The sequence below is a fragment of the Acidiphilium cryptum JF-5 genome (assembly GCF_000016725.1).
GTDB lineage: Bacteria > Pseudomonadota > Alphaproteobacteria > Acetobacterales > Acetobacteraceae > Acidiphilium > Acidiphilium multivorum.
Genome location: NC_009484.1, coordinates 56366 through 81940, shown reverse-complemented (window position 1 = coordinate 81940; position 25575 = coordinate 56366). Strand labels below are relative to the sequence as shown.

The 25575-nt window shown below is 68.5% G+C and carries 22 protein-coding genes; 3 read left to right on the top strand and 19 right to left on the bottom strand.

Features of this window, described 5'->3' with window-relative positions:
• Positions 1 to 40 precede the first annotated feature (40 nt).
• Entirely contained in the window at positions 41 to 538 is a 498-nt protein-coding gene (locus ACRY_RS02820) for a (2Fe-2S)-binding protein (RefSeq protein ID WP_007422721.1), read from the bottom strand.
• Between the two features lie 188 nt (positions 539 to 726).
• Here ACRY_RS02820 and ACRY_RS02815 point away from each other — a divergent pair, with 188 nt between their 5' ends.
• The 3 genes from ACRY_RS02815 (at position 727) to ACRY_RS02805 (ending at position 3720) form a co-directional block, all read left to right on the top strand.
• The gene (locus ACRY_RS02815) at positions 727 to 1167 is read left to right on the top strand and encodes a GtrA family protein (protein WP_011941259.1); all 441 of its coding nucleotides are present in this window, start codon (positions 727 to 729) and stop codon (positions 1165 to 1167) included.
• A 224-nt stretch (positions 1168 to 1391) separates the two neighbouring features.
• On the top strand, positions 1392 to 2705 hold the full coding sequence (locus ACRY_RS02810; protein WP_231295319.1) for an exopolysaccharide biosynthesis polyprenyl glycosylphosphotransferase: 1314 nt from the start codon (positions 1392 to 1394) through the stop codon (positions 2703 to 2705).
• The gene (locus tag ACRY_RS02805; protein ID WP_011941257.1) at positions 2695 to 3720 is read left to right on the top strand and encodes a glycosyltransferase family 2 protein; all 1026 of its coding nucleotides are present in this window, start codon (positions 2695 to 2697) and stop codon (positions 3718 to 3720) included. The genes ACRY_RS02810 and ACRY_RS02805 overlap by 11 nt, the downstream gene beginning before the upstream one ends.
• Here ACRY_RS02805 and ACRY_RS02800 read toward each other — a convergent pair.
• The 18 genes from ACRY_RS02800 to mraZ form a co-directional block, all read right to left on the bottom strand.
• Positions 3647 to 5740: a ComEC/Rec2 family competence protein gene (locus ACRY_RS02800; RefSeq protein ID WP_011941256.1), complete on the bottom strand. Its 2094-nt coding sequence runs from the start codon at positions 5738 to 5740 to the stop codon at positions 3647 to 3649. The two genes, ACRY_RS02805 and ACRY_RS02800, sit on opposite strands and share 74 nt — an antisense overlap.
• Before the next feature lie 62 nt (positions 5741 to 5802).
• Positions 5803 to 6180 (bottom strand): hypothetical protein, encoded by a 378-nt coding sequence (locus ACRY_RS02795; RefSeq protein WP_013639173.1) that lies wholly within the window; start codon positions 6178 to 6180, stop codon positions 5803 to 5805.
• A gap of 140 nt (positions 6181 to 6320) precedes the next feature.
• Positions 6321 to 7889: a cell division protein FtsZ gene (ftsZ, locus tag ACRY_RS02790; RefSeq protein ID WP_011941254.1), complete on the bottom strand. Its 1569-nt coding sequence runs from the start codon at positions 7887 to 7889 to the stop codon at positions 6321 to 6323.
• Between the two features lie 64 nt (positions 7890 to 7953).
• Entirely contained in the window at positions 7954 to 9261 is a 1308-nt protein-coding gene (gene ftsA, locus ACRY_RS02785) for a cell division protein FtsA (protein WP_007424255.1), read from the bottom strand.
• Between the two features lie 13 nt (positions 9262 to 9274).
• Positions 9275 to 10153, bottom strand: coding sequence for a cell division protein FtsQ/DivIB (locus tag ACRY_RS02780; protein WP_011941252.1), 879 nt, complete (start codon positions 10151 to 10153; stop codon positions 9275 to 9277).
• Positions 10141 to 11046, bottom strand: coding sequence for a D-alanine--D-alanine ligase (locus ACRY_RS02775; protein WP_011941251.1), 906 nt, complete (start codon positions 11044 to 11046; stop codon positions 10141 to 10143). The genes ACRY_RS02780 and ACRY_RS02775 overlap by 13 nt, the downstream gene beginning before the upstream one ends.
• Complete coding sequence (murB, locus tag ACRY_RS02770) at positions 11043 to 11972, bottom strand: UDP-N-acetylmuramate dehydrogenase (protein WP_011941250.1); 930 nt, start codon at positions 11970 to 11972, stop codon at positions 11043 to 11045. The genes ACRY_RS02775 and murB overlap by 4 nt, the downstream gene beginning before the upstream one ends.
• Complete coding sequence (gene murC, locus ACRY_RS02765) at positions 11969 to 13408, bottom strand: UDP-N-acetylmuramate--L-alanine ligase (RefSeq protein ID WP_011941249.1); 1440 nt, start codon at positions 13406 to 13408, stop codon at positions 11969 to 11971. Before murC ends, murB begins: the two co-directional genes overlap by 4 nt.
• A complete protein-coding gene (gene murG / locus ACRY_RS02760; RefSeq protein WP_011941248.1) occupies positions 13405 to 14511 on the bottom strand; it encodes an undecaprenyldiphospho-muramoylpentapeptide beta-N-acetylglucosaminyltransferase in 1107 nt (368 codons plus the stop codon). Before murG ends, murC begins: the two co-directional genes overlap by 4 nt.
• A complete protein-coding gene (locus ACRY_RS02755) occupies positions 14508 to 15671 on the bottom strand; it encodes an FtsW/RodA/SpoVE family cell cycle protein (RefSeq protein WP_011941247.1) in 1164 nt (387 codons plus the stop codon). The genes murG and ACRY_RS02755 overlap by 4 nt, the downstream gene beginning before the upstream one ends.
• On the bottom strand, positions 15671 to 17056 hold the full coding sequence (gene murD / locus ACRY_RS02750) for a UDP-N-acetylmuramoyl-L-alanine--D-glutamate ligase (protein ID WP_011941246.1): 1386 nt from the start codon (positions 17054 to 17056) through the stop codon (positions 15671 to 15673). The genes ACRY_RS02755 and murD overlap by 1 nt, the downstream gene beginning before the upstream one ends.
• Positions 17053 to 18141 carry a phospho-N-acetylmuramoyl-pentapeptide-transferase gene (gene mraY, locus ACRY_RS02745; RefSeq protein WP_007422359.1) on the bottom strand — a complete coding sequence of 363 codons (1089 nt, stop codon included), beginning with the start codon at positions 18139 to 18141 and terminating at the stop codon, positions 17053 to 17055. The genes murD and mraY overlap by 4 nt, the downstream gene beginning before the upstream one ends.
• Positions 18141 to 19496 carry a UDP-N-acetylmuramoyl-tripeptide--D-alanyl-D-alanine ligase gene (locus ACRY_RS02740; protein WP_011941245.1) on the bottom strand — a complete coding sequence of 452 codons (1356 nt, stop codon included), beginning with the start codon at positions 19494 to 19496 and terminating at the stop codon, positions 18141 to 18143. The genes mraY and ACRY_RS02740 overlap by 1 nt, the downstream gene beginning before the upstream one ends.
• Positions 19493 to 20938 carry a UDP-N-acetylmuramoyl-L-alanyl-D-glutamate--2,6-diaminopimelate ligase gene (locus ACRY_RS02735; RefSeq protein ID WP_011941244.1) on the bottom strand — a complete coding sequence of 482 codons (1446 nt, stop codon included), beginning with the start codon at positions 20936 to 20938 and terminating at the stop codon, positions 19493 to 19495. The genes ACRY_RS02740 and ACRY_RS02735 overlap by 4 nt, the downstream gene beginning before the upstream one ends.
• Before the next feature lie 4 nt (positions 20939 to 20942).
• A complete protein-coding gene (locus tag ACRY_RS02730) occupies positions 20943 to 23033 on the bottom strand; it encodes a peptidoglycan D,D-transpeptidase FtsI family protein (protein ID WP_011941243.1) in 2091 nt (696 codons plus the stop codon).
• On the bottom strand, positions 23030 to 23899 hold the full coding sequence (ftsL, locus tag ACRY_RS02725; protein WP_011941242.1) for a cell division protein FtsL: 870 nt from the start codon (positions 23897 to 23899) through the stop codon (positions 23030 to 23032). Before ftsL ends, ACRY_RS02730 begins: the two co-directional genes overlap by 4 nt.
• Complete coding sequence (rsmH, locus tag ACRY_RS02720; RefSeq protein WP_011941241.1) at positions 23896 to 24837, bottom strand: 16S rRNA (cytosine(1402)-N(4))-methyltransferase RsmH; 942 nt, start codon at positions 24835 to 24837, stop codon at positions 23896 to 23898. Before rsmH ends, ftsL begins: the two co-directional genes overlap by 4 nt.
• Positions 24834 to 25292: a division/cell wall cluster transcriptional repressor MraZ gene (mraZ, locus tag ACRY_RS02715; RefSeq protein ID WP_013639164.1), complete on the bottom strand. Its 459-nt coding sequence runs from the start codon at positions 25290 to 25292 to the stop codon at positions 24834 to 24836. The genes rsmH and mraZ overlap by 4 nt, the downstream gene beginning before the upstream one ends.
• Between the last annotated feature and the right edge of the window lie 283 nt (positions 25293 to 25575).

Below are 25575 nucleotides of genomic sequence, written 5' to 3'. Positions count from 1 at the left end.
GCCGGACGATACCGGCGCGGTATCTTTTATGATCCGAGCCTCACTCCGCAGCCTGCGGCAATTCCCGCCCATGCATCAGCGGCCACGCCGCAGCGATCGCCTTGACGATGTTGTGGTAGCCGGTGCAGCGGCAGATATTGCCTTCCAGCCCATCGCGGATCTGTTGTTCGGTCAGACCTTCCGGATGGCTTTCGACAAGATCGATCGCGCTCATCACCATGCCCGGCGTGCAGAAGCCGCATTGCAGGCCATGATGCTCGCGAAACATTTCCTGCATCGGATGCAGCGTGCCGTCCGCGGCCGCGAGCCCTTCGATCGTGGTCACCTCAGCACCATCCGCCTGCACCGCGAGCATGGTGCACGACTTGACCGACTTGCCGTCGACCTTGACCACACAGGCACCGCACTGGCTCGTGTCGCAGCCGACATGCGTGCCGGTCAGGTGCAGGTTCTCGCGCAGCATCTCGACCAGCAGCGTGCGCGCCTCGACGTCAGCGGTCGCCGGCTTGCCGTTCACCGTGAGTTTAACCTGGGGCATTGATTCCTCCGTTCATGATCACGCGCGCCCCTCCGCCAGGGCGGACCGCTTCCTGATCACATGATGATGGGGCTCTTCCGCATTGGTCAAGAGAACCGCCGCGCTTTCCTGCGGCGGCACACGAATTTGGCAGAATTTGACACAGTTCCGCTTGCGCGCCGCCGCCGGCCTGCTAACCCTCCTGCCCGATGCCCGCCTTGCCCTCGCCGATCGAGCTGGTCACCAACCGACTGCCGGCCCGCCACCGCGCGGCGGCGGGCGAGTTACTGCGCTTCGGCCTGGTCGGCGTGTTCGGCCTGCTGGTCGATATCGCCGCCGTCTATGCGCTGATCCCAAGCCTCGGCCTCTACGGCGCCGGCATGGCAGCCTATCTGATCGCTGCCAGTTGCAATTGGGTGCTACACCGGCTGTGGACGTTCCGCGCCCGCGCCCAGCGCCCGGCCCACACCCAGTGGTTGCGCTTTCTCATGGTCAACCTCGCTGGCTTCATGGTCAATCGCGGCGCGTATTCCGCTCTGATCGCAAGCTTTGTCCTGCCGCGTCACTATCCGGTGTTGGCCGTCGCCGCCGGGGCGGCGTCGGGCTTCCTCATCAATTTTCTGCTTTCCCGCCGCCTCGTTTTCGGTTAACCAAAAATCAACCTTGGATTGCGGTCAAGCAACTCTAGGTGGAGGCGAACCGGATGTCTCAGACGATTCTAGAGCCTTTGGCCGAACCAGTCCGCCGTATGGCGGCAATCCCGGTCAAGCGGGCGCACCGATTCCGTCCGCACCTCGGCCCGAGTAGCGGAATCGCATTTCTCCTGGTCACGGATGCCGCGACCGTTCTCATTGGCCCGCGTCTTGCCACCCGAGTGTTGGCGCCTGCCCCCACCATGGCCGCCGGGCCGTTCAACGAACTCGTCTTTGGTGGCCTGACATTGCTCGCCCTGTTCGCTGCCGGTCTTTACGCAGTCGGCCCCGCGCGCGCGCCGCTCGTCCATATCGGAGCCATGCTGCGCGCCCTCGTGGCGGCGGACGTGCTTGCCCTGCTGCGGATCGCACTGTTGCGCCCTGTGCCAGCCATATTGCCGCTCGACAGATCAATTGCATGGGCCGTCGGTGCCTTCACGTTCACTGCCGTGCTGATGCTCGGCGAGCGCGCAATGGTTGCCGCGTTCTGGCGCCGCCACGGAATCGGCATCCCGCGAGGAGCATCCGCCCTCGTTGCCGCAACTCCGTGCGACCGTATGCTCTGCACTCGTCTCGACCGCATGACCGACCACCGGCTTGGCTATGTCTTCTGCTGGGGGCTCGCCCCGACATCAGGCCTGCGCACCATCGCCGATGCGGCGACCCTGGAAGCCATGATCCGCTCTGGCCAGATCGGAGATCTCGTCGTCTTCGTCCAGCGCGGCGATGGGCCCGAAGCCCGCAGCAAAATCGATGCACTGCTTGCCCGCCTTGCCGATCAGCCGGTGCGGATCCGCCTCGCCTTCGACGCGGTGGCCGAGATCGGCGCGTGCGACCTCGCGACCGGCCGGAGCCTGCGTCTCGTCACGGTGCTCGACCGGCCGATCCGTCCGTTCGGCGCCGTGGCAAAGCGGAGCATGGACGTGGGCGGCGCCGCCTTGCTGATCATCCTGCTCGGCCCGCTTCTGGCCCTGATCGCCCTCGCCCTACGGATGACCGGACCCGTCCTGTTCCGCCAGCGCCGCATCGGGCTCGACGGCGCGCCGTTCACGGTCTTCAAGTTCCGCACGATGCGCCCGCAGCCACCCAGACAAGCCGCAGGCCCGGTGTCTCAGGCCCAGCCTGGCGATCGGCGGATCACCCGGCTCGGCGCCATTCTCCGCCGCCTTTCGCTCGACGAATTACCCCAACTATTCAACGTGCTGCGCGGCGAGATGTCGCTGGTCGGCCCCCGCCCGCACGCGCCGCACACCACCGCCGGCGACTTCACCTTCGAACAGGCGATCGCCTTCTACGGCGTGCGCCACCGCGTGAAGCCGGGGTTGACCGGCCTCGCCCAGGTGCGCGGCCTGCGCGGCCCGACCGACCGGCGCGACCTCGTGGCGGCCCGAGTCGCCGCCGATCTCGACTATATCGAGCGCTGGTCCCCCTGGCTCGACCTCGCCATCCTGTTGCGCACGATCCCCGCTGTGCTGATCGGCCGCAATGCCATCTGAGCCGCGCCTGCTGGCCGGGACGCCGCCCCCTGGCCACGCCTATGATGCCGACATTGTCATCCTGAGCCATCACCGCCCGCGTGAAACCATCGCCGCGATCCGTTCGGCGGCCGCGCAAACCGGGCTGGACAGCCATGTCATCGTGCTCGACCAGAACTCACCGCCCGGCATGCGCGCCGCCCTGGCGACGGTGGCGACCGAATTCCCCCATGTCGCGCTCTACGGCGTCGGGCAGAATTTCGGCGTGCCCGGTGGCCGCAACCGTGTAAGCGCCCTCGGCCACGGCCGCACGATCATCGCGCTCGACAACGATGCCGTCTTCGCCGCCCGCGATACCGCGGCCCGCGCCGCCATCCGCATCGCCGGAACGGCGGATCTCGCCGCCATCGGGTTCCGCATCCTTGCAGCCGACGGGCGCAGCCTCGACCTGACGAGCTGGGGCTATCCGAAGCGGCTTTTGCCCCGGGCCGACGGATTTTTCGCGGCGACCACCTTCGTCGGCTGCGGCCACGCCCTGTCGCGCGCCTGCTTCGAGCGTCTCGGCGGCTATGACGAGAGCCTGTTCTTCACCTGGGAGGAATACGAATTCGCCCGCCGCGCCATTGCCGCGGGCTGGCGCATCGAGCATCACGGCGACCTCGCCGTCATCCATGAAGTTTCTCCCGAAGCGCGGGTGAACTGGAATGCCGGACGCTGGCACCAATACGTTCGCAACCGTCTGCTGATCGCCCATGACTGGAACGGTCTGTCCGGCTTCCTGTTCCGCGCCGGCATTTATCTCGCGCGTGGCATCAACGCGTGCCGCCTGCGTCCGACACTCGACGCCATTGCCGAGGCCCATGCCCTCGCACGCACCCGCCCCCGCCACCAAGAAACGGCAGAGGCCCGCCACTACGTCTTCCGTAACGAAATCCGCCACCGGCTGCCGGGCGGCGCGCGCCTTATTGGCGCCGGTGCCACCGCTTCGGCCAGGCGGCCACCCACGGCCGCACCCCCTGCACCCACCGGTCCGTAGTCAGCCTCACGCGGCCGCCCGCGAACCGCAGCGCGATCGCGCCATCGCGCCACACGCTGAACCGATCGATCACGTAGCGCCCCCGGGCCCGGCACGCGCCGCGCAACGGTTCAGGCGAGATCACCACCCGCGCATCGCCGCATCCGTTCTCCGCCGCCGTGGCATCGGCAAGATACAGCACCCGCCCATGGTCGAACCGGCATCGCCCGCCGGCACAAATGTCGGCGGCACGGGCCACCGCCACACGGTCATGCGCGAAGACCGGCCGCCATTGCGCCAGGGTGTATTGATCCGGCCGCCGCGTCTCGAGTATCCGCACCACCGCGCCGTCGCGCACCGCAACGAGCGAAGCCGTGGGCGAGACCAGCACATCCGGCGCGCGGCCCAGCATCATCCCCGCCAGACCGATCACGACAGGCGCCAGGCCGGCAAGGCGTACCCGCCCCCGCAGCAGTCCGAGCAGCGCCATGCCGAGGCCCAGCAGCGCAACCGGCCAGCCCGGGCTTGGCCCGATCACGATCAGCGCGTGCGGCAACTGCCCGACGAACCGCGCCACGGCCAGCATCGCCGCGATCCCCCACCCCATCGGCGCGAGCGCCAGCACCTCGAGATGCAACGGCATCAGGACCAGCGCCACCATGCCGGCCGGCAACACGACGAGCGCCGTCAGCGGCACCGCGATCAGGTTTGCCAGGATGTAATACGGCTGCACCTGCTGGAACTGGTAGGCCGCGAACGGCATCGACGCCCCACCCGCCAGCAGCGAGGTGAAGGCCAGCGCGGCGATATGCCGACCCAGCCGTCCTCGCCATCCCGCCCCCTCGGTATCGAACCGGCGTCCAACCGCCTCATAGCCCGCGATCAGTGCCAAAACGGCGGAAAAGCTCATCTGGAAACTCGGCCCCGGCACCGCCTGCGGCTCGATCAGCATCAACACGAACGCCGCCACCGCCAGCCCGCGCAGCGACAGCGCCCGTCGCCCGGCGACAATACCGAGCAGAACCAGCGCGGCCATGGCGAGACTCCGCTCGATCGGCACGTGAAAACCGGTCAGCGCCGCATAGACCACCCCACCCGCAAAAGCCACGGCCGAGGCAATGACCTTCGCCGGCACGCGGAGCAGCAGAAACTCCGACCACCCGACGCAGAATCGCGCCAGCGCGAACAGCGCCCCCATCACGATGCCGATATGCAGCCCGGCGACGGCAAGGATATGAGCCAGTCCGGCGGTGATGAACGCCTGGCGCTCACGTGCCGGAATCGATTCCTCGAAGCCGGTCAGCAGCGTGGCGGCGATTGGCCCCGTAGTGGGCGGCATGGCGGCCAGCACCCGTGCGGCAATCGTTTCGCGCAACCGCCGCAGTGCGCCGCCCCACCCCGGCGCGGCAACGCGCGTCACGTCGAGCTTCCCGACCGCGAACCCAACCGCGCCGAGCCCCGAAAAAAACTGATCCCGCCCGAACGACCACCCTCCCGGATAGGCCGGGCGAGACGGAGCGAAGAGAAAGGCGCGCACCCGCACACTGTCGCCTGCCGCGAGGCGGACATCGTCGCCGCGGCGTAACTTGATCCTCACTGCCCGGCCCAGCGCCGGCCCTCCATTGAGGCGCGATGCCGCAATCCGCACCCGTCGGCCGGTCGCCAGCAAGTCGATCGAGCTCACCCGTCCTGTTACCGTCACGACGCCGTGCGGCACGACGATCGGCGGCGGCATCAGCATCGCCTGCCATTGCGCCCGGCCGAGACCGAGTAGGGCAAACAGCGCCAGCGCTGCCAGCCGGCGACCCACCGGCCGCCGCCAGAGGACGGTGATTACACCGGCCGCCAGCACGATCGCCACCGGCGCCAGCCACGCCGGCGGTTCCGCCCTGAGATCAAAATAAAGGAGGATGCCGGCCATCATCGCTACCGGGAGGAACAGCACAATCCGCCCCGCGTAGGCGGCCGACGAACGCAGGGCACCCGGCGGCGGCGCCGCCGCCGGTTTCGCTGCTCTGACCGCGATCAGCGCCACATCCACCGAAACCTCAACTATAAGTTGATTTACCCTATTTCATTTCCCGAATGGATGAAAGCTCGACATCAGGTCAGCGATGCGATGGCAAGCACAAGGGTAATACCCGCGATCGCCAGCGTCGCATGCGTGCCGAGCAGCAGCCCCGCAGGGCGCCGTTGGCGCCAGGCCGCGATGACGACGAACAAGCCGAGCAGCAGGGCGAGACCGAGCAGAATTTCCGCCCCCGCGCCGAAGCCACCCAGCCCCATCCGTGCCGGCACCGGATGGCGGGCCAGCGCGATGACCAACGCGGTCAGTCCCATGGCCCCCAGAACGCCATGCAGCGGGCCAAGCAGCCGGCCGAAGACGCCGCCACCATTCACCCCACCCTGCTGCATTGCGCGCACGCCGAGCCACGCACCGAGTGAGGCGGCTAGCAGAAGCAATGAGAGAGGAATCGTCATTCGCACACAATGACGCTCCCGCAATGGGCATCAAGAGCGAAACCCGCATGTGCGGCGCCGGGGGGCGCGGAGAACGCAGATTTGATCGGGCTCGGCGCGCCGGCGGCGGGCTAAGCCGCCGCCGGCCGGGCGCCTTGCCGTCAGGATTGCTGGCGGCGCAGGAAAGCCGGAATGTCGATGCCGATTTCCTCGTTCTGCGTCAGCCGAACCGCCGCACGCGGCTCATGATGCTGCGGCGGCACATGGTACGAGGCATGCTCGGCCGCCGGGGCCTGAGGCATCTCGCGGTCGAGATGCTGCGGCGCCTGGTAGGAAGGCTCCTCCCGCGCGGGCCAGGACGGAGCGGCCGCACGAGGTTCCGCCTGCGGCATTGGCTGCGGGGCGGCCGCATTGCGGAAGCTGCTGGTCATCCGGCCGAACAGGCTCTGCTTGCGCGGCGGCTCGGCGGCGCGCGGCGTCTCCCGGAAGGCGGCCGGAGCCGAGATCGGCGCCCGCACCGGCCCCTCGGCCTGGAACTGCGGACGCGCCGGCACCGGACCCGGCGCCGGCTGCGGATGCATTGCCTGAGCCGCCTGGTGCTGCGCTGGAGCGGACTGCGGCTGGAAGTGTGCCGGATGCGAAGCCGCGGCGGGCGCCGCGGTCATATGCGGCTGCGCCGCCACTGTCGCGTTCGCCTCCACCATCACGCTGTCGCCCGAAACCGCGGCCAGGCGCGGCCGCTCGGCCTGTGCCGGCACTGGCGTGTCGATCCCGGTCGCCACCACCGAAATCCGCACCCGGCCTCCCAGGCTCTCATCCAGCGCCATGCCGACCATGATGTTCGCATCCTCGTCGACTTCCTCGGCGATCCGGTTCGCCGCCTGGTCGAGTTCATGCAGCGAGAAGTCGGAACTGCCGGTGATGTTGATCAGCAGCCCGCGCGCGCCCTTCATGTTGGTGTCTTCCAGCAGCGGATTGGAAATCGCCGCCTCCGCGGCGCGGATCGCGCGATCCTCGCCCTCGGCTTCGCCTGTGCCCATCATCGCCTTGCCCATCACCGACATCACCGAGCGGATGTCGGCATAGTCGAGGTTCACGAGGCCCGGAACCACCATCAGGTCGGTGACGCCGCGCACGCCCATGTAGAGCACATGGTCGGCCATCTCGAAGGCTTCTTTCCAGCCTGTCCGCTCGTTGGCCACCTTGAAGAGGTTCTGGTTCGGAATCACGATCAGCGTATCGACGAACTGCTGCAGCTCGTTGATCCCCTCCTCGGCGGAGCGCAGGCGGCGGCGCCCCTCGAAGGCGAAAGGCTTGGTCACCACGCCGACGGTCAGGATGCCGCGCTCGCGCGCCATCCGCGCGATGACCGGCGCGGCCCCCGTGCCCGTGCCGCCACCCATGCCCGCGGTGATGAACACCATATGCGCGCCGTCGAGATGGCGGGCCAGGTCTTCCGACGCTTCCTCAGCCGACGCCTTGCCGATTTCCGGCCGTCCGCCCGCACCGTTACCCTGGGTGATATGGGGCCCAAGCTGGATCCTCCGCTCGGCACGCGAGAGCATCAACTGTTGTGCATCGGTATTGGCGACGACGAATTCCACGCCCGGCAGGTTCAGCGCGATCATGTTGTTGACCGCGTTGGTGCCCCCACCGCCAACGCCGATCACCGTGATTCGCGGCGTGAAATCTGTCTGTGTCGTGGTCTGTCGGATCAGGTTCAGGGTCATGTCTGCGTCTCCTGGCAGGCGGGCGTGAAACGATGGGCAGCAAGGATGCGATGGCGTTCGCTCATCACATCCGCCGCATGAGCAAGTTCATGAAACGGGCGAGGCGGCCCTGCGGCGCGGCAGCGGTCAGATCGATGTCATGCATCGTCTGGCCGTCGCCGCTGGCGAAGGCGAGCAGGCCGATCATCGTGGCGAAATTCGGCCCGGTGGCGGCGTCGGGCAGGCCGATGACGCCGATGGGCTTGCCGATCCGCACCTGGCGGTCGAGGATCTGTGCCGCCAGTTCGCGGGCACCGACCAGTTGCGACGCGCCGCCGGTCAGCACCACGCGCGCCCCTGCCGCCCGGCCGAGCCCGGAGGTCTCGATCCGGTCGCGCACCAGCTCGAAGATCTCCTCGAGCCGCGGGCGGATGATCGAAACCAGCGCGCTGCGCGGCACCTTGGCGATCTGGTGCTCGGCCTCGCCCACGAGGGGCACTGGCAGCAGCTCGCGCGCATCGTCCGGGCTTTCCTGGCAGGTGCCATAGAGCGTCTTGAGCCGCTCGGCATGCGCCACCTGGGTGGAAAGCAGCCGGGCGACGTCGTTGGTGACGTGATTGCCGCCGACCGGCAGTTGCGCCGTGTGCAGCATCTGCCCTTCGGCGAAGACCGCGATCGTCGTCGTGCCGCCGCCCATGTCGATCACGGTGGCGCCGAGTTCCCGCTCGTCCTCCACCAATGTTGCGAGGCCCGAGGCAAACGGCGCCGACACCATCGAGGCAATCTCGAGCTCGCATCGTTCGAGGCAGGCGGTGACGCTCTTGATCGCCGTGGTGGCGGCATCGACCACATGAAGCTGCGCGGTCAGCGTATCGCAATAAAGTCCGCGCGGATCGGCGACGCCGCCGGTCTCGTCCGTGGAGAAATTGAGCGGCAGGGCATGAATCGTGCCGCGCCCCTCGGACGCCGCACGGGCCCGCGCCTCGCGCACCACGCGGCGGATGTCATCCTCGGTCACGGCGCGGCCGTCGATCGGCCACTGCACGTTGAACAGCCGGCTCTCCGGCTGCCCGCATGACAGGTTCACCGTGACCGATTTCAACCGCATATCGGCCTGGTCCTCAGCCGCGCCCACAGCAGCACGGATCGCCTTCTCCGCGTCTTCCAGATCAACGATGCCGCCCGATTTTACCCCTCGCCCACGTTGCCAGCCGAAGCCGAGGGCGCGCAGCCGTCCATCGCTCTCGGCGCGGCCGATCAGGCAGGAAATCTTGGTCGAACCGATATCCAGCACGCCGAACGGGCCAGATCGCGCGGGCTGGCGGCGCGTTTCCTGCTGGCGCGGTTCGGCCCGTGTCGCGGTCAGCGTCGCGCGGCGGGACAGATCGTTCATGCCCATGCCTCCCTCATGACTTGTGGTTCCCGGATGCTGCGGACGGCGTAGCGGCGTCGGTCACGAAACCTTTCGGGTAGGGGCGCACCACCAGGCGGTCGGCAAGCCGCAGGTCGATCCGGCGCACCGGCCGATCCAGAAGGCGAATCTTCCGCTCGGCCTGCATCAACACGGTCAGCGCACGAGCGGGATGGGAATCCGGCAGTTCCACCACCGTGTGATCGCGCAGGATCAGGTTCCAGCGCAGCCGATCGATCCGCTCGGCGGCAACCACCTTCGAATCGATCGCGGGAAACCGGGCGAGCAGGTCGAGCAGGTCCTGGGCATGCTTCGGCGCACCAGCGCCGACCAGCAGCCTCAGATTCGGATCATGCGCCCGGGCTGCCCCTGCATCGCGATCCTCCAGCACCGCGCCACCAGCGCCGACCAGCGCGAAGCGCCCATCCGGCCGCTGCCAGATCGCAACGGCGCGGCGTTCGGTGACCTCGACCCGCAACGTGTCAGGCAACACGCGCTCGACAACGGCGCTGCGCACCAGGCCCAGCGCTCCGACCCGGGCTGCCACGGCCGCCGGCGATACAGCGAAGATCGCCTTGCCACGCTCGACATCGAGCGCGCGCTCGACAACGGCGCGCGATCCCGGCGTAACGCCGCTCAGTTCAATATGGGCAATCCGGAATCCCGCATCGGCCGCGACGGTCGCCGCCGCGGCGCGCACCGGCCGAAACACCGCCAGAACGCCCCGCAGACCAAGCGGCACCGCGATCAACAGCAATGCCATGACGCCGAGCACCGCCGTCGGGCGTCCGGCCCGACGCAAACGGCGCAACAACAGCGTGCGCGGACTCGGACGGTCCTGGACGGTCGCCTTGCGCTGCTTCACACGCGGCATGCAGCGTTCTCCACCATCCAGGCGCACAGCGCGGGGAAATCGATTCCGCAATGAGCCGCCTGTTCGGGCAACAGCGAGGTTGGCGTCATGCCCGGCTGGGTGTTCACCTCCAGCAACACCAGCCGGTCCGTTTCATCGTCGTAGCGGAAATCCGAGCGTGTCGCTCCACGGCAGCCAAGCGCGCGATGCGCCGCAACCGCGACATCCCTGGCCCGCGCGCTCACCGAAGGCGGCACGTCCGCCGGAATCTCGTGCCGAGAGGCACCGGCGGCATATTTCGCCGTGTAGTCATAGAAGCCCTCCGCACGAATTTCGGTGACCGCCAGCGCCCGGTCCTCGAGCACCGACACGGTAAGTTCCCGCCCGGGAACATATTCCTCGGTCATCGCCACCGATCCGTGGCGCCAGGCGCGCGCGATATCGGCGCGGCGGTTGTCGCCCTCGCGCAGGATGAACACGCCGACCGAGGAGCCCTCGTTGACCGGCTTGATGACATAGGGCCGCGGCAGCGGATCGGCCTCCGCGAGTTCGTCCAGCGGCACGATGCGGTGCTGCGCCAGCGGCAGGCCGGCAGCGGCGAAAACCGCCTTCGCCGCGCCCTTGTCCATCGCCATCGACGATGCCCGCACGCCGGAATGGGTATAGGGGATGCCCATGTAGTCGAGCACGCCCTGGATCGTCCCATCCTCGCCGAAACGGCCGTGCAGCGCGTTGAATACCGCATCCGGCGCCGGCGTCAGCGCCGCGATCACCGCGCCGAGATCGGCGCCGACCTCGATCTCGAACACGTCATACCCCGCCTTGCGCAGTGCCGCTGCAACCTGCCGGCCGGAGGCGAGGCTGACCTCACGCTCCTCCGAAATGCCACCGAGCAGGACCGCGACGCGCTTCATGCCGCACCCCGGCACGGCAGGCCGACCCGGCGGATTTCCCAGATCAGCTCGACGCCGGTGCGCTCGCGCACGCGCCGGCGCACCGTCTCGCCCAGGCCCTCGATGTCGGCGGCGGTCGCCTCGCCGAGATTGATGAGGAAATTGCAGTGCTTTTCCGAAACCTGGGCGCCGCCGTGGATGAGCCCGCGACATCCCGCCTCGTCGATCAGCCGCCAGGCCTTGTCGCCCTCGGGGTTGCGGAAGGTCGAGCCGCCGGTCCGCGCCCGCACCGGCTGCGTTGCCTCGCGGCTCGCGCGGATATCAGCCATCCGCGCCGCGATCGCCGCCGCCTCGCCCGGCCGCGCGTGCAGCCGCGCCCGCACGACGATCCCGCCCTCGGGCAGCCGCGCGTGACGATAGGTCAGCGCGAGATCGCCGGCGGCATAGCGCGCCACCGTCCCGTCCCGCCCGACGATCTCGGCCCAGTCCAGAACATCGCGGATCTCCGCGCCATAAGCGCCGGCATTCATCGCCACGGCGCCGCCGAGCGAGCCCGGAATGCCCGAGAGGAATTCGAGCCCGGTGAGCCCCGCCGCCGCCGCGTGTTCGGCGATCGTCGCATCCAGCGCCGCCGCCCCCGCCACGATGCCGTCCGGCTGGACTTCGATATCCGCGAACCCGCGCACCAGCCGCACGACCACACCCGCGATCCCGCCATCCCGCACGATCAGGTTGGAGGCGGCGCCGATCGGCAGCACCGGCACTTCCGGCGCCAGCGCGGCGAGAAAACGGCTCAGATCCTCGATATCGGCGGGGCGGAACATCACCTCCGCCGGCCCGCCGACGCGGAACCACGTCACCGGCCCGAGCGGAACATCGAACCCGATGCGCCCGCGCACTTCCGGCAGGGCGGCGCGCCAGTCGGCCATGACCGGAGCGGCCATCATCGCATCCCCCCGGCACCGCGGCGGGTGGTCTCGATCAGCGCCTGCAACTGGTTGGGCAGCGCCTGCGCCCAGTTGGTAATCGACCCGGCGCCGAGGCAGACGACGTAATCGCCGGCGCGGGCCATCGCGTTGATCATCTCGGCCAGATGATCGGGGCTACCGAGCGAGACAACCGATTTGTGGCCGCGCGCCCGCAGCCCCTCGACCAGCGCGTCGCGATCGATACCCGGGATCGGCTCCTCGCCCGCCGGATAGACGTCGGCGACGATCACCTTTCCCGCATCGTTCATGCAGGTGCAGAAATCCTCGAACAGCGTCGCCAGCCGCGTGTAGCGGTGCGGCTGCACCACGGCGATCACGTCCCGCGCACCGGCCTGGCGCGCCGCCCGCAGCACCGCCGCGATCTCGACCGGGTGATGTCCGTAATCGTCGATCACGGTGATGCCGGCGACCTCGCCGGTCTTGGTGAAACGCCGCTTCACGCCCCGGAAACTCGCCAGCGCCGCGCGCAGGTCGACCTCCGGCACCTCCATCTCGATGCCGATCGCGATCGCGGCCAGTGCGTTCTGGACATTGTGGTTGCCCAGCATCGGCAGGCGCATCGGCGCCAACACGCGCTCGCGCCCGGCCACCCGTTCGGACAGGCGCACCTCGAACGTCGCGCCATTACGGTCGGACATGATCCGCTCGGCCCGGACATCCGCCTGCGGCGACAGGCCATAGGTGATCAGCCGGTGATCCGACAGGTCCGGGATCATCCGCTGCACGCCGGGATGATCGATGCACAGAACCGCGAACCCGTAGAACGGGATGTTCGAGACGAACTGGCGATATCCCGCCTCCATCGCCTCGGCGGAGCCCCAATGGTCGAGATGCTCGGGGTCCATGTTGGTGACGACGGCGATCACCGCCGGCAGGCGGAGGAAGCTGCCATCGCTCTCATCGGCCTCGACCACCATCCAGTCGCCGCCGCCAAGCCGCGCATTGGTGCCGTAGGCGTTGATGATCCCACCATTGATCACGGTCGGATCGAGCCCCGCCCCTTCGAGCACGGCCGCGACGAGGCTCGTCGTCGTCGTCTTGCCATGCGTGCCGCCGATCGCGACGGACCAGCGCAGCCGCATCAGTTCGCCCAGCATCTCGGCGCGCCGCACCACCGGGATCATCCGCTTGCGCGCCGCCTGCACCTCGGGATTGTCGCGCGGCACCGCGGTCGACACCACGACCACCTGCGCGTTGCCCAGATTCGCCGCGTCATGCCCGATCGCGACCGGAATGCCCGCGGCGCGCAGGCGGGCGACATTGGCGTTTTCGGAAAGGTCGGATCCCTGCACGGAATAGCCGAGATTGTGCAGCACCTCGGCAATGCCCGACATGCCGATCCCGGCAATGCCGACGAAATGGATCGTCCCGATCGACAGCGGCATCGCCCTCATCGCACACGCTCCGCAATGGCCGACAGGACGAGATCGGCGAGCCGCGCGGCAGCCTCCTCGATCCGCGCGCTCGCCGCCGCCTCGGCCATCGCAGCCAGCCGCAGCGGATCATCGAGCAGGGATTCGAGTACGCCGGCCAGCCGGTCCGGTGTCGTCGTCGCCTGGTCGAGCCGGAATGCGCCGCCCCGCCGCGCCAGGACATCGGCATTGTGCCGCTGGTCGGTATTGATCGCGAGCGGAATGAAGATCGCCGGCCGCCCGATCGTCGCCACCTCGGCGACGGTCGACCCGCCGGACCGCGCGACCAGCAGATGCGCCGCCGCCATGCGCGGCGCCACATCGCTGAAGAACGGCGCCAGTTCATGTGTGATCCCGGCGGCATCGAGCGCGCCGCGTGCCGCCCCGATAGCCTCCCCCGGGCATTGCATGGTCAGTGCGATCCGCCGGCGCAGCCCCTCCGGCAGCCGGGCCAGCGCCTCGGGTACCAGGGTGGCGAAAATCCGCGCCCCGAGCGAGCCGCCGAGCACCAGCAGCCGGATCGTCTCCGCCGGCGGTTCATAGGGCGACGCAGCCAGCACCGAAATCGCGGCACGCACCGGGTTGCCGGTCACTGTCGCGCGCGCCCGGCCGGGCAACCCCACGGTGCCCTCGAAGCTCAGCGCGAGATGGTCGGCGAAGCGCGCGAGGAAGCGGTTCGCGCCGCCGAGCACCGCGTTCTGGTCGTGCAACACGATGGCGGGTCGCCGCCGCAGCGTAGCCGCCGCGAGCACGGGCGGCACCGAGGGGTAGCCGCCGAAGCCGACCACAGCGGCAGCATCGAGCTTTGCAAGGATGTGCCGGGCCGCGACGGTGCCGCGCGCAAGCTGTGCCACGCCAAGAAGTCGCCGCCCAAGACTGCGTCCGGCCAGCCCCGCACCGGCCAGAACATGGCGCTCGCAGCCGGCAAATACCGCCGATTTCTGCCCCGCCGAGCGCGCGTCCGTCATCAGCACGATCCGCTGGCCACGCCGCATCAGTTCGTCTGCCACAGATTCCGCGGGAACCATGTGCCCGCCCGTGCCGCCGGCTGCGATGACAATCGGGTTCAGCATCGCGCCTCTCATACCGCCCGATCCTGCATGCCGAGGCCGAACAGCCCGTCCGTCACGCGCTCGGCATGGGTGCGCCGTCGCGTCAGCGCCAGCAGGAACCCCATGTGCAACCCGGTCGCCAGAACAGCCGAGCCGCCATACGACAGGAACGGCAGTGTCATGCCCTTGGTCGGGATCATCGACAATGAAGACGCCATGTTGATGAAGGCCTGCAGTCCGAAACTGGTCAGCAGCCCGGCAGAGGCGAGGGCCACGAACGGATCCGTCTCGCGCAGCACCCGCATGAACCCACGCAGCACGATCACCGCGTAGAGCGCGATGATGCCGAGGCAAAGAAACATGCCGAATTCCTCGCCAGCCACCGCGAAGACGAAATCGGCGCGCGCGTCAGGCAGGTAGTGCTTCACCTGCCCCTCGCCCGGCCCACGTCCCCAGAGCCCGCCATTGGCGAAGGCGGAAAGCGCCGTGAGCGCCTGATACGCCTTGTCCTTGGTCGGATGGAGGAACAGCATCACGCGCTTGTGCACGTGAGCGATCAGCTCGAATGCTGCGAATCCGGCGGCGCCAAATCCGGCCACGCCAAGCCCCACGAAAAACGCGTTCAGGCCGTCGAGAAAAAGCTGGACGAAAAATGTCGCCAGCACCAGGGCGGTTGAACCGACATCGGGCTGGCGCAGAAGAATCAGCACCACCAGGCTGTTGAGACCGATCGCCGCGAACATGCCCGGAAATCCCGGCGTGCGCCGCCGCTCCGCCAGCAGCCATGCGGTCGCGATGATCAGCGCGGGCTTGAGGAATTCCGAAGGCTGAATGGTGAAGCCCGGCAGCGCGATCCAGCGCCGTCCGCCATCGACGACGACGCCATGCACGAGAGTGAACCCGGTGAGCACAAGGAAGACCACCCCGGTCGCGAGCGCGGCGAGCTTGACGTAATGCAGGTCAAGCATCGAAACCCCGACCATCAGAATTCCCGCCGTCAGCAGGTAGACGATCTGCCGGATCATCACGATCGTGTTGGGATCGTTCAGCGAAAGATTGGTCGCCGGCGTGGCCGCGAGCGCAAGCACATAGCCCAGGCCCACCAGCAGCAGCAGGGCGGTGAGCATCACCCGGTCGACGCTCCACCACCACCGTCCGACGACTGAATCATCCGCGCGCGAAAGGACCGGCATCACCTGGCCTCCATCGAAACGAGGCGGGCGGCCAGTTCGGCGAAACGTCGTCCGCGCGCGGCGTAATCGGCGAACTGGTCGAAACTCGCCGCCGCCGGCGAGAGCAGCACGGTATCGACCCCAATTCGCCGGGCCGCCGCGAAAGCAGACGGAACGGCGTTCTCGATCGTCCCCGCGATCTCGCAGGAGACGCCCGCGCTGGCGAGCGTCGCGGCGAATTCCGGCGCATCGCGGCCAATCAGCACCGCATGGGCAACGCGGGAAAACCACGGCGCCAGCGGCGTGATGCCGCCGTCCTTCCCGATCCCCCCGGCAATCCAGACCAGGCGCTCATGGCAATCCAGCGCTCGCGCGGCCGAATCGGCATTGGTTGCCTTGCTGTCATCGATGAAGGTTACGCCTGCAACCGATGCGACCACGCGCTGCCGGTGCGGCAGTCCGGGAAAGGACGCCATCGCCCGGCCAATGACCTCGCGCGGAACACCGAACGCGAGCGCAAGGGCAGCCGCGGCCGCCGCGTTTTGCGCGTTGTGCGTGCCGGGCAATGCCGCCGCCGCGTCGAGATCGGCAATCACGCCGGAATGATCGACCAGCTTGCGGCCGCGCGCGAAAATATCGGCCCGCTGGCAGCCGGAAATTCGCACGATTCGTCTCTTGCCATCCTCGAATCGGGTCGCCATCGCCGCCGTCGCGGCGTCATCGATCCCAAACACGGCGACATCGCCAGCTTCCTGTCCGACAAAAAGCCGAGACTTTGCAGCTTCATATCCGGCCATGTTACCATGGCGGTCGAGGTGATCCGGGGTCAGATTCAGCATTGCCCCAGCACTGAAGCGCATGTTTACGATTCGCTCCAACATGTAGCTCGACATTTCGAGCACATACACGCCGTCATCACCAAGGCGCGGCAAGGCGAGCGCGGCCGGCCCCAGATTGCCGCCCGCCGCAACCTCGATGCCGGCATCGGCAAGGATATGCGCCAGCAGCGCCGTCGTGGTGGACTTGCCGTTGGTGCCGGTGATTCCAACGAACCGCGCAGAACTGCCCGAGTCGCGGACCGCGCGGAACAGCAGTTCTGCATCGGTGAAAATCGGCACGCCGCGCGCCATCACCGCCGCTGCCTCGGGATGAGGCACAGGCAGAGCATGGGGAATGCCCGGCGACAGGATCAGTCCGTCGAGTTTGGAGGCATCGCTGGGCCGGCCGATCGTAATCCCCACAGCAGCAGCCGCGCCGCGCCGTGCCTCGTTGTCGTCCCAGGCGATGACCGACGCGCCCATGGCCACGAGCGCTTGCGCTGCTGGCAAGCCGTTCACTCCGAGACCCAGCACTGCGTAACGCCGCCCCGCGAACACGTGGCTCCAGTTTTCCACCGGCGCGCTCATCGGATTTTCAGGGTCGCCAGGCCCAGCAACGCAAGTATCATCGCAACGATCCAGAAGCGGATCACCACGGTCGGCTCGGCCCAGCCCTTCTTCTCGAAGTGATGATGCAGCGGCGCCATCAGGAATACGCGCCGCCCGGTGCGTTTGTACCAGAACACCTGCACGATGACCGAAACGGTCTCGACGACGAACAGCCCGCCGGTAATTGCCAGCACGATCTCGTTCTTCGTCGCCACGGCGACCGAACCGAGTGCACCCCCAAGCGCAAGCGAACCGGTATCGCCCATGAACACGGCGGCCGGCGGCGCGTTGAACCACAGGAATCCCATGCCGGCGCCGATCAGCGCCGAGCAGAACACGGCCAGCTCACCCGTTCCGGGAACGAAATTGATTTCGAGGTAATGCGAAAAAATCCTGTTGCCGACGAGATAGGCAATCAGCGTGAACACGCCGGCGGCGATGATCGTCGGCACGATAGCAAGGCCATCGAGCCCGTCGGTTAGGTTCACCGCGTTCGAGGCGCCCATCATCACGAACATCGCGACCAGCGGAAACAGCGGGCCGAACGGGATCATGAGATGCTTGAATACCGGCACGGCGAGCGAATCGGCGATCGAGCCGGGCATCAGCTGCGTGATCCATACAGCCGCGCCAAGCCCGAGCACCGCCTGCACAACGAGCTTGATCCGCCCCGGCACGCCCTTGGTGTTGCGCTTCGTCAGCTTGAGGAAATCATCGGCGAAGCCGAGCGCGCCATAGCCGATCGTGATCATCAGCACGGCCCAGACATAGCCGTTCCGCAGGTCTGCCCAGAGCAGTGTCGAAACGGTCAGAGCGATCAGGATCAGGAAGCCGCCCATCGTGGGCGTGCCCTTCTTCTCGATCAGATGCCGTTCCGGCCCGTCGGCCCGGATCGGCTGCCCCTGCTTCTGGAGCGACTTGAGCCAGCGGATCAGCCTGGGGCCGAGCAGGAAACTGACGACAAGCGCCGTCAGGCACGCGCCACCCGCGCGGAACGTGATATAGCGGATCAGGTTGAACGCGTGGAACGCGGCGACATGGGGAAGGAGCAGAGCGTAGAGCATCAGGCCTTGTCCTCGATCGCCGCGACCACGTCACGCATCCGCGACCCGTAGCTCCCTTTCACCAGCACGACGTCACCCACCGCGAGTGCGGCGCGCACCGCCGGTGCGAGGGATGCGGCATCCACCGCCCATGCGCCCCGCTGACGTTCCGGCAGTTCATCGAACATCACGCGCATATGCGGCCCGCAGGCGAAAACCAGATCGGCCACGCCGGAAACCGCATCCGCAAGATCGCGATGCTCGTCATCGGCATAGTCACCGAGTTCGAGCATGTCGCCCAGCACGGCGATGCGCCGCCCCGGCAGCAGTGACAGAACCTCGAGTGCCGCCCGCACCGAGTTGCCAGAAGCATTGTAACTCTCGTCGAGCAGCGTGATCTCGACGCCGTCCACATTCACGCGGCGTCGGGCGCCGCGCCCGGCCAGCGGTGCAAAACCATCGAGCGCCGCCGCGGCCTGCGCCGGATCGAGCCCGAGTGCCGCCGCCGCCGCCAGCGCCGCCACCGCGTTCATCGCCATATGCGTTCCCGGCGCAGCGAGACGGCAACGGACCACCATGCGCAGGATATTCGCCGTCACCGCGACTCCGTCGGCATCGCTCTCGGCTTCGATCAGCCTTGCCTCCGCGAGATCCTGCGCGCCGAAACTGACCACCCGAACCCCGTCCCGCGCCCGGCGCGCAAGGCGCGAAAGGAACGGCCCACGCGGCAGTACCGCCGCCCCGCCCGGCACCACGCCGCGCAACAATTCCGCCTTTTCATCGGCAATCGCCTCGACCGAACCCATCAACCCCAGATGCGCCGAGCCGATCGCGGTGATCACGCCGACATGCGGCCGCGTGATGGCGGAGAGCGGCGCGATCTCGCCTGGATGGTTCATGCCGATCTCGACCACCGCAAAATCGGCCTCGGCCGGCAACCGCGCGAGGGTCAGCGGCACGCCGATATGGTTGTTGAAGGAGGCTTCCGCCGCATGCGTCGCGCCAAATGCGGAGAGGATCCGGCGCAGCATTTCCTTGGTGGTGGACTTGCCGACCGAGCCCGTGACCGCGACGACGCGGGCGCGGCTGCGCGCCCGACCGAATTCGCCGAGCCGGGTGAGCGCGGCCTGCACATCCTCGACGAGCAGTGCCGGCCCGGCGCCGACATCGCGCGCAACCAGCACGCAGGCCGCCCCTTTCGCCTCGGCATCAGGAACGAAATCATGCCCGTCGCGAGCGTCCGCCAGGGCGACGAACAACTCGCCCGGCGCGATCGTCCGGCTGTCGATCGAAACACCTGTGGCATCAGCCTCGCCGCGCAGCCAGGTGCCGTTGGTGGCGACGGCAAGGTCGCGCGCGCTCCAGAGACCGCTCATGCCGCAAGTTCCCTGATCACCGCCGCATCGTCGAAGGGCAGCACCGCATCACCGACGATCTGCCCGCTCTCATGTCCCTTGCCAGCCACGGCCAGCACGTCGCCCGCCCGCAGCGCATCGAGTCCGGCAGCGATCGCGGCACGCCGGTCGCCGATCTCCCGCGCGCCGGGGCAGGCCGCGAGGATTGCCGCGCGGATCGATGCCGGGTCCTCGCTCCGCGGATTGTCGTCGGTGACGATCGCGACATCCGCGAGTCTCGCGGCCACATCACCCATCAGCTTCCGCTTGCCGCGATCCCGATCGCCGCCCGCGCCGAACACCAGCACCAGCCGTCCGGCCGCGTGCGGGCGCAGCGCCATCAGCAACCGCTCCAGCGCATCCGGCGTGTGCGCGTAATCGACATAGGCGGCAGCGCCATTCGGCAGCACCGCCGCGCGCTCCAGCCTCCCGCGCACCGGCGCGAGGCCTGGCAGCCTGTCCAGCGGATCGGACACGCCTGCCGCACGCGCGAGGCCTGCCGCAAGCAACGCATTATCCACCTGGAACCGGCCCGGAAGCGGCAGTTCGATCTCGCGCGATACGCCACCGCACGCGATCGTCAGCACTTGGCTGGACGGCGTCGCGATGATGCCGCGCAGGTCAAACAGGTCACCGCCCGCGCCCACCGTCGCCAGATCGAGCCGCCGCGCCTGCGCGATGTCGCGCAGTGCCGCCAGCGTATCCGGCTCAAGATCGGCCATTGCCACCGCCGGCGCGCCGGGAAGCAGCAGGTCCTGGAACAGCCGCAACTTGGCCCGACGGTAGGACGCCATGTCCCCGTGATAATCGAGATGATCGCGTGTCAGGTTGCTGAACCCGCCAGCGGCAAGGCGCAGCCCATGCAGGCGGAACTGGTCGAGCCCATGCGAGGAGGCCTCGAGCGCAACGGTCCCGATTCCGGCCGCCCGCAACGCGGCAAGGATATCGGAGAGGGTCACCGGATCCGGCGTGGTCAGGCTTGCCCCCGGCGCGAAGCCCGGCGCGATCAGCCCGAGCGTGCCGAGCGAGGCGGCCGGTCTCCCGCTGGCCACTGCCATCTGGCGGATGAAATCCACCGTCGAGGTCTTCCCATTGGTGCCTGTCACGCCGAGAATCGTCTCCGGCAGCGGTCCTGCCAGCGTCGCCGCGATCTCGGCCAGGCGGCGCCGCGGCTCCGGGTCCTCGATCAGCGGGCGTGGCGGCACGCCAGGCGGCCAGCGGGTGCCCGAAGGCGCCAGCACCGCGGCGGCCCCCTGTGCCACGGCCTGGGCGATGAAATCTCGCCCATCGGCGCGCGCGCCCGGCAAGGCGGCGAAGATCATGCCCTTGCGCACGGCGCGGCTGTCAGCGGTGATTCCGGAAAACACCGTCTCCGGCGGCAGGATCCAGCCTGGCGGGGCACCGTAACGTGAAAGACCGTCCATCAGTTCACCCCCCCGCACGCGTCACCGGCAGGGCGATATTCATGATCCGGTGCCCCAGCGTATGGGCGCTGGAAGCGGGCGCCGGGGGCAGGCTCACCGTTTGTGCCGCCGGCGCCAGGGGCTGCCACATCTCGGTCCGTGCGAGCGCCTGGTCATGCGCCGCGACGTCCATGTTCGCCGGCGGGGTCTGATGCGCGAGGATATAGGCGTATTTGCTCGCCCCCGGCGGGAACAGGTGCCCCGGCCCCAGCGCGAGCCGACCCGGCGGCGCCGGCGGATCGAGCGGGATCGACAGTGCCGCCTGCGCCTCGGCAAGCGTCTGGCCGGATAAAGGCATGATCCCGAGCATCGGCCCGATCCGCGAGATGATCTGGGCGACGGCCGGCGCGGCGACATAGCCGCCCGTGGTAAACCCATGGCAGAACGGCAGCATCTGCTTCGTCGCATGCGGCTGCAGCACGACGACATAGACCACATAGCGCGGATCGTTCATCGGGAACGCGGCCATGAACGAGGCGTTGTTGAGATGTTGCAGATAGCGCCCGTTCGGCCCGACGACCTGCGCCGTGCCGGTCTTGCCGCCGACGAGATACCCCGGCACCCGGGCATAGACGCCGGTGCCATCCGGGGCGGTGACGACATTGCGCATCATCTTGCGCATGATCAGCGACGTCCGCTCGCTCATCACCCGCACCCCGGCGGACCGCTTCCCATGGTCCAGCAGGGTGGGCGGATACCAGATCCCGCCATTGACGACCGGCACGACCGCCGAAATCAGCTGCAGTGGCGACATCGCGATGCCGTTGCCGAAACTCACCGTCATCGTCGTCAGCAGCTTCCAGCTTGATTTCGGGTGATACATCGGCGGCGTGGCTTCCGGCAGCTGGATCGGCGGACGACGGAAGAAGCCGAGCTTGCGCAGCCATGCGCGCTGGATCTGCGGCCCGAGAATGGTCGCGATCCGCGAGGCGCCGATATTCGACGACACGGCGAGGATATGCGGCACCGCCATCCAGATATGCGCCGGCTCGAAGTCGGTCACGGTGAACCGGCCGACATGCAGCGGATGCGTCGTGTTGAACCGGTCCCAGGGCTGGATCATGTCGGAATTGATCGCCATCGACAGCGTCTGCAGCTTGAACACGCTGCCCGGTTCATAGTCGCCGGACACGCAGCGGTTGAAGCGCGCATCGGCGGGCGCAGACCCGAGATCATCGGCGTTATAGTCGGGCACGCTGGCCATCGCCAGCACCCTGCCGGTCCGCGCCGAGATCACGATGCCGCAGGCGCCCTTGGCATCATAATCGCTCATTGCCTGCCAGATCGCCTGGCGCACGATCCCTTCCGCACCGATATCGATCGACAGGCGAAGCGGCTTGCCAGGCGCGCTGGTCAGGCGCTTGTTAAACCAGTCCTCGACCCCGGCGATCCCGCGCTGGTCCGGCGTCACCCCGCCCAGGATATGCGCCGCGAGGTTCCCCTCGGGATAATGCCGACGCTCGGTATTCTCGAAATACACTCCCGGAATCCCGAGCCGGTTGACCGCCAGTTCCTGCGAGGCGGTCAGCTTGCGGTCGAGATACACGAAGTCGCGCGACCGATCGGCGAGCCGCGCCTCGAGGAATCCGGGATCGAGCCCCGGGATCACCGCGGCGATCTCGCGCGCCGCGACACCCGGATCCTCGACCTGCTTCGGATTGGCATACAATGCCGCCGCCGGCAGCGAGACGGCAAGGATCTCGCCGTTCCGGTCGGTGATCTCGGCGCGTGCGGGTGGCGGCAGGACGACGGTGGTCGATGGCGTCTGCGCCGCAATCGCCGCCTTGTCCGGCGGGACGGGATGGACCACCGTGACATAGACGACCCGCGCGGCAAGCAGCAGATAAATGAGCACGAAGCCGGCAAATCCGGCGGCGAGCCGGCTGTGCAGCACACCGATGGCGGCGCGTCGCGCCAGATCGGGCGAAGTGACGCGGACATGCTCCATCCGCGGTACCGCGCCGCGCTCGGGTGCACCGGCGCGTCGGGCCGCATCCCGGCCGCCGCGGCCAGGAACGCGCGGTGAGAGACTGTCGCGTGGCGGCGGCGCGGTCATGGCGCCACTCCGCCAGCGGGACGCGGCGGCGCCAGGCTCGCACCGTAATCCCCGAATACCGACGTCCCGCGTGCGGCGGGCGCCACGATGCGGGCGGGCGGCGCCGGAGCCTGGGGCCGCGCCGGCACCGCGTCGCTCGCCGTGATCGACCTGACCGGCGGCTCCGTGGGCCGGGGGGCCGGGCGTGGCGCGAGGACCGAGGCGCCGAGCGTCTGCGGGCGGCGCGCGGCGGCAATGGCGGGGCTGTGGGCACGCGCGACAACATCATGCCGCTGGCTTGCAGGCCGGTGCACGACGACGGCATGCTGCGCCGGCGCCACCACGGAGCGGCGAACCGCAACAGGGCGCACAGCCGGATGCGGCACGGCGAGATGCGCTTGGGGCGCCGCCAGAGCAGTTTGCGACGTCGCCGCCGCGAACCTTGGCGCCGGCAGGCTCCGCGGCGGGACGGGCAGCGGAATCGTGGCCAGGGCGACGGTCTCGGGCGCAGCCGCCGCGGCAACGGCGGCAGATGACGGCGCACCGGACAGGTCGCCCGGCAAGGGCGGCGGCAACGGCAGATGCGGCAGTTCCGCACCCGGCGGCGGAAGGGCATCCGCCAGTTGCTGCCAGGATACCAGCTGATCCGGCTTCATCGGTCTGAGCTGCGGCATGAACATGGCGGCGAGCCGCGCCAGCCGGTTCGGATCGGTTTCGAGCGCCCATTCGGCGCGCAGCACGCGGATGCGCTGCTCCGAACTGCGGATCTGCGCGGTGACCCCGCCAATCTTGTGCTCGAGCGTGCCGGCGCGGTGCTTCACCACGAACAGCCAGGCACCCGAGCCCAGCATCAGCAGCCCGGTCACGAGGGTCACCGGGCGGATCATGCCGCGAGCCTCTCGATTCCACGCAGCCGCGCCGACCGGGCGCGCGGATTGGCGACGGTCTCCGCCTCTCCGGGCGTAACGACACCGCGGGTCAGAGCCCGGAAGCGCGGCGCCGCGGCTTGCCGCGCGAGGCCGGAGGGATCGTGCCGCGAGGGCGCGGCGACATGGCCGGTCGCAGCGTTCATGAAACGTTTGACGATGCGATCCTCCAGCGAATGGAACGACACGGCGACGAGACGCCCGCCCGGCGCCAGCAGCGACGCGGCGGCCTCCAACGCGCGTTCGATCTCGGCGAGTTCCTGGTTCACCTCGATCCTCAGCGCCTGGAAACTGCGTGTCGCCGGATCAATGCCCGAGCGGTCGGGCCGCACCACCGTGCGGATCACCGCCGCAAGATCGGCCGTCGTCTCAAAGGGCTGAGCGGCACGACGCCGGACGATCGCGGCGGCAATCCGCCGCGACGCCCGCTCCTCTCCGAAATGAAAGAGAATGTCGGCCAGTTCCGCCTCGGCATAGCCGTTCACGATATCGGCCGCCGTCGGCCCGGCCGCGCCCATGCGCATGTCGAGCGGGCCGTCGGTCCGGAAGGAAAAACCGCGCGACGGATCGTCGAGCTGGTAGGACGACACCCCGAAATCGAACACCGCGCCGTCGAGTGCCGTCACCCCGCGGTCGCGCAGCAGAGCGAGCAGGTCGCCGAACCGGCCCTCGATCAGGTGCAACCGGTCGGGATACCGGGCGGCGAGTGCCGCGCCGCGCGCGATCGCCGCCGGATCGCGGTCAATCGCCCAGACCGTGCAGGACGCCGCCTCCAGCATCGAAGCGCTATAGCCGCCGCCGCCGAATGTCCCGTCGAGATAGACCCCGTCCGCGCGGGGCGCGAGCATCGCCACCGCCTCCTCGCGCAGCACCGGCACATGGGAAAGCCCGCCGCTCATGCCGAAGCCCCCGCCGGCAGGGTAAGTCCGCCAATCCGCGCGCGCTCCCGCGCCTCGGCACGGCGGCGGTCGGCCGCTTCCGGCTCCCAGATCTGGAATGTCCGGCCCAGACCCATGAACACCACGCTGTCGCGCAATCCCGCATGCTCCACGAGCGGTTCCGGCAAAAGGATCCGGCCTTCCTTGTCGGCCTCGAGCGGCCAGGCATCCGCGTAGAGCGCCGCCGCCATGTCGTCATGCGTATCGCTGAACAGGTCGAGTCCCTGCAAACGCGTCGCCAGCGCCTCAAACACCGGCGCCGGCCAGACTTCGATGCAGCGGTGCTTGTGGGATGGCCGCAGGATCAGCCCTTGCGAGTCACCCTCCCGGCGCAGGGCGGCACGGAACGCCGCCGGAACCGATACGCGGCCCTTGGCGTCCAGCCTGTTCCTGTGGGTGCCGAGAAACTGGCTCATCGGCGCTGTCGCGGCCCTTTCGTCTCGCCGTTGGTATGCCTCGCTGCAAACATTCCGACGCACACGCGTCACGCCGGTCGGATTCGCTATGGGTTGTCATGGGATAACATGGGCGATCATGGGCGTCAAAGGGATTTCCACCGATCACTCGCAAAATTTCCTCTCCGCGACCGCAACAAATCGGAATCGCCCGCGAAGCGACGCAGCGAGACAGGGGCCATTTGCCCATGTTTCTATTTTGTTCTCGAAGCGGCCCAGCCGAACCCGATTCGTTAACCAATCG

Bases quoted from the DNA above. Each gene is read 5' to 3' on its own strand.
- ACRY_RS02820 (WP_007422721.1), bottom strand. From the start codon at position 538: ATGCCCCAGGTTAAACTCACGGTGAACGGCAAGCCGGCGACCGCTGAC.
- ACRY_RS02815 (WP_011941259.1), top strand. From the start codon at position 727: ATGCCCGCCTTGCCCTCGCCGATCGAGCTGGTCACCAACCGACTGCCG.
- ACRY_RS02805 (WP_011941257.1), top strand. From the start codon at position 2,695: ATGCCATCTGAGCCGCGCCTGCTGGCCGGGACGCCGCCCCCTGGCCAC.
- ACRY_RS02795 (WP_013639173.1), bottom strand. From the start codon at position 6,180: ATGACGATTCCTCTCTCATTGCTTCTGCTAGCCGCCTCACTCGGTGCG.
- ftsZ (WP_011941254.1), bottom strand. From the start codon at position 7,889: ATGACCCTGAACCTGATCCGACAGACCACGACACAGACAGATTTCACG.
- ftsA (WP_007424255.1), bottom strand. From the start codon at position 9,261: ATGAACGATCTGTCCCGCCGCGCGACGCTGACCGCGACACGGGCCGAA.
- ACRY_RS02780 (WP_011941252.1), bottom strand. From the start codon at position 10,153: ATGCCGCGTGTGAAGCAGCGCAAGGCGACCGTCCAGGACCGTCCGAGT.
- ACRY_RS02775 (WP_011941251.1), bottom strand. From the start codon at position 11,046: ATGAAGCGCGTCGCGGTCCTGCTCGGTGGCATTTCGGAGGAGCGTGAG.
- murB (WP_011941250.1), bottom strand. From the start codon at position 11,972: ATGATGGCCGCTCCGGTCATGGCCGACTGGCGCGCCGCCCTGCCGGAA.
- murC (WP_011941249.1), bottom strand. From the start codon at position 13,408: ATGAGGGCGATGCCGCTGTCGATCGGGACGATCCATTTCGTCGGCATT.
- murG (WP_011941248.1), bottom strand. From the start codon at position 14,511: ATGAGAGGCGCGATGCTGAACCCGATTGTCATCGCAGCCGGCGGCACG.
- ACRY_RS02755 (WP_011941247.1), bottom strand. From the start codon at position 15,671: ATGCCGGTCCTTTCGCGCGCGGATGATTCAGTCGTCGGACGGTGGTGG.
- murD (WP_011941246.1), bottom strand. From the start codon at position 17,056: ATGAGCGCGCCGGTGGAAAACTGGAGCCACGTGTTCGCGGGGCGGCGT.
- mraY (WP_007422359.1), bottom strand. From the start codon at position 18,141: ATGCTCTACGCTCTGCTCCTTCCCCATGTCGCCGCGTTCCACGCGTTC.
- ACRY_RS02740 (WP_011941245.1), bottom strand. From the start codon at position 19,496: ATGAGCGGTCTCTGGAGCGCGCGCGACCTTGCCGTCGCCACCAACGGC.
- ACRY_RS02735 (WP_011941244.1), bottom strand. From the start codon at position 20,938: ATGGACGGTCTTTCACGTTACGGTGCCCCGCCAGGCTGGATCCTGCCG.
- ACRY_RS02730 (WP_011941243.1), bottom strand. From the start codon at position 23,033: ATGACCGCGCCGCCGCCACGCGACAGTCTCTCACCGCGCGTTCCTGGC.
- ftsL (WP_011941242.1), bottom strand. From the start codon at position 23,899: ATGATCCGCCCGGTGACCCTCGTGACCGGGCTGCTGATGCTGGGCTCG.
- rsmH (WP_011941241.1), bottom strand. From the start codon at position 24,837: ATGAGCGGCGGGCTTTCCCATGTGCCGGTGCTGCGCGAGGAGGCGGTG.
- mraZ (WP_013639164.1), bottom strand. From the start codon at position 25,292: ATGAGCCAGTTTCTCGGCACCCACAGGAACAGGCTGGACGCCAAGGGC.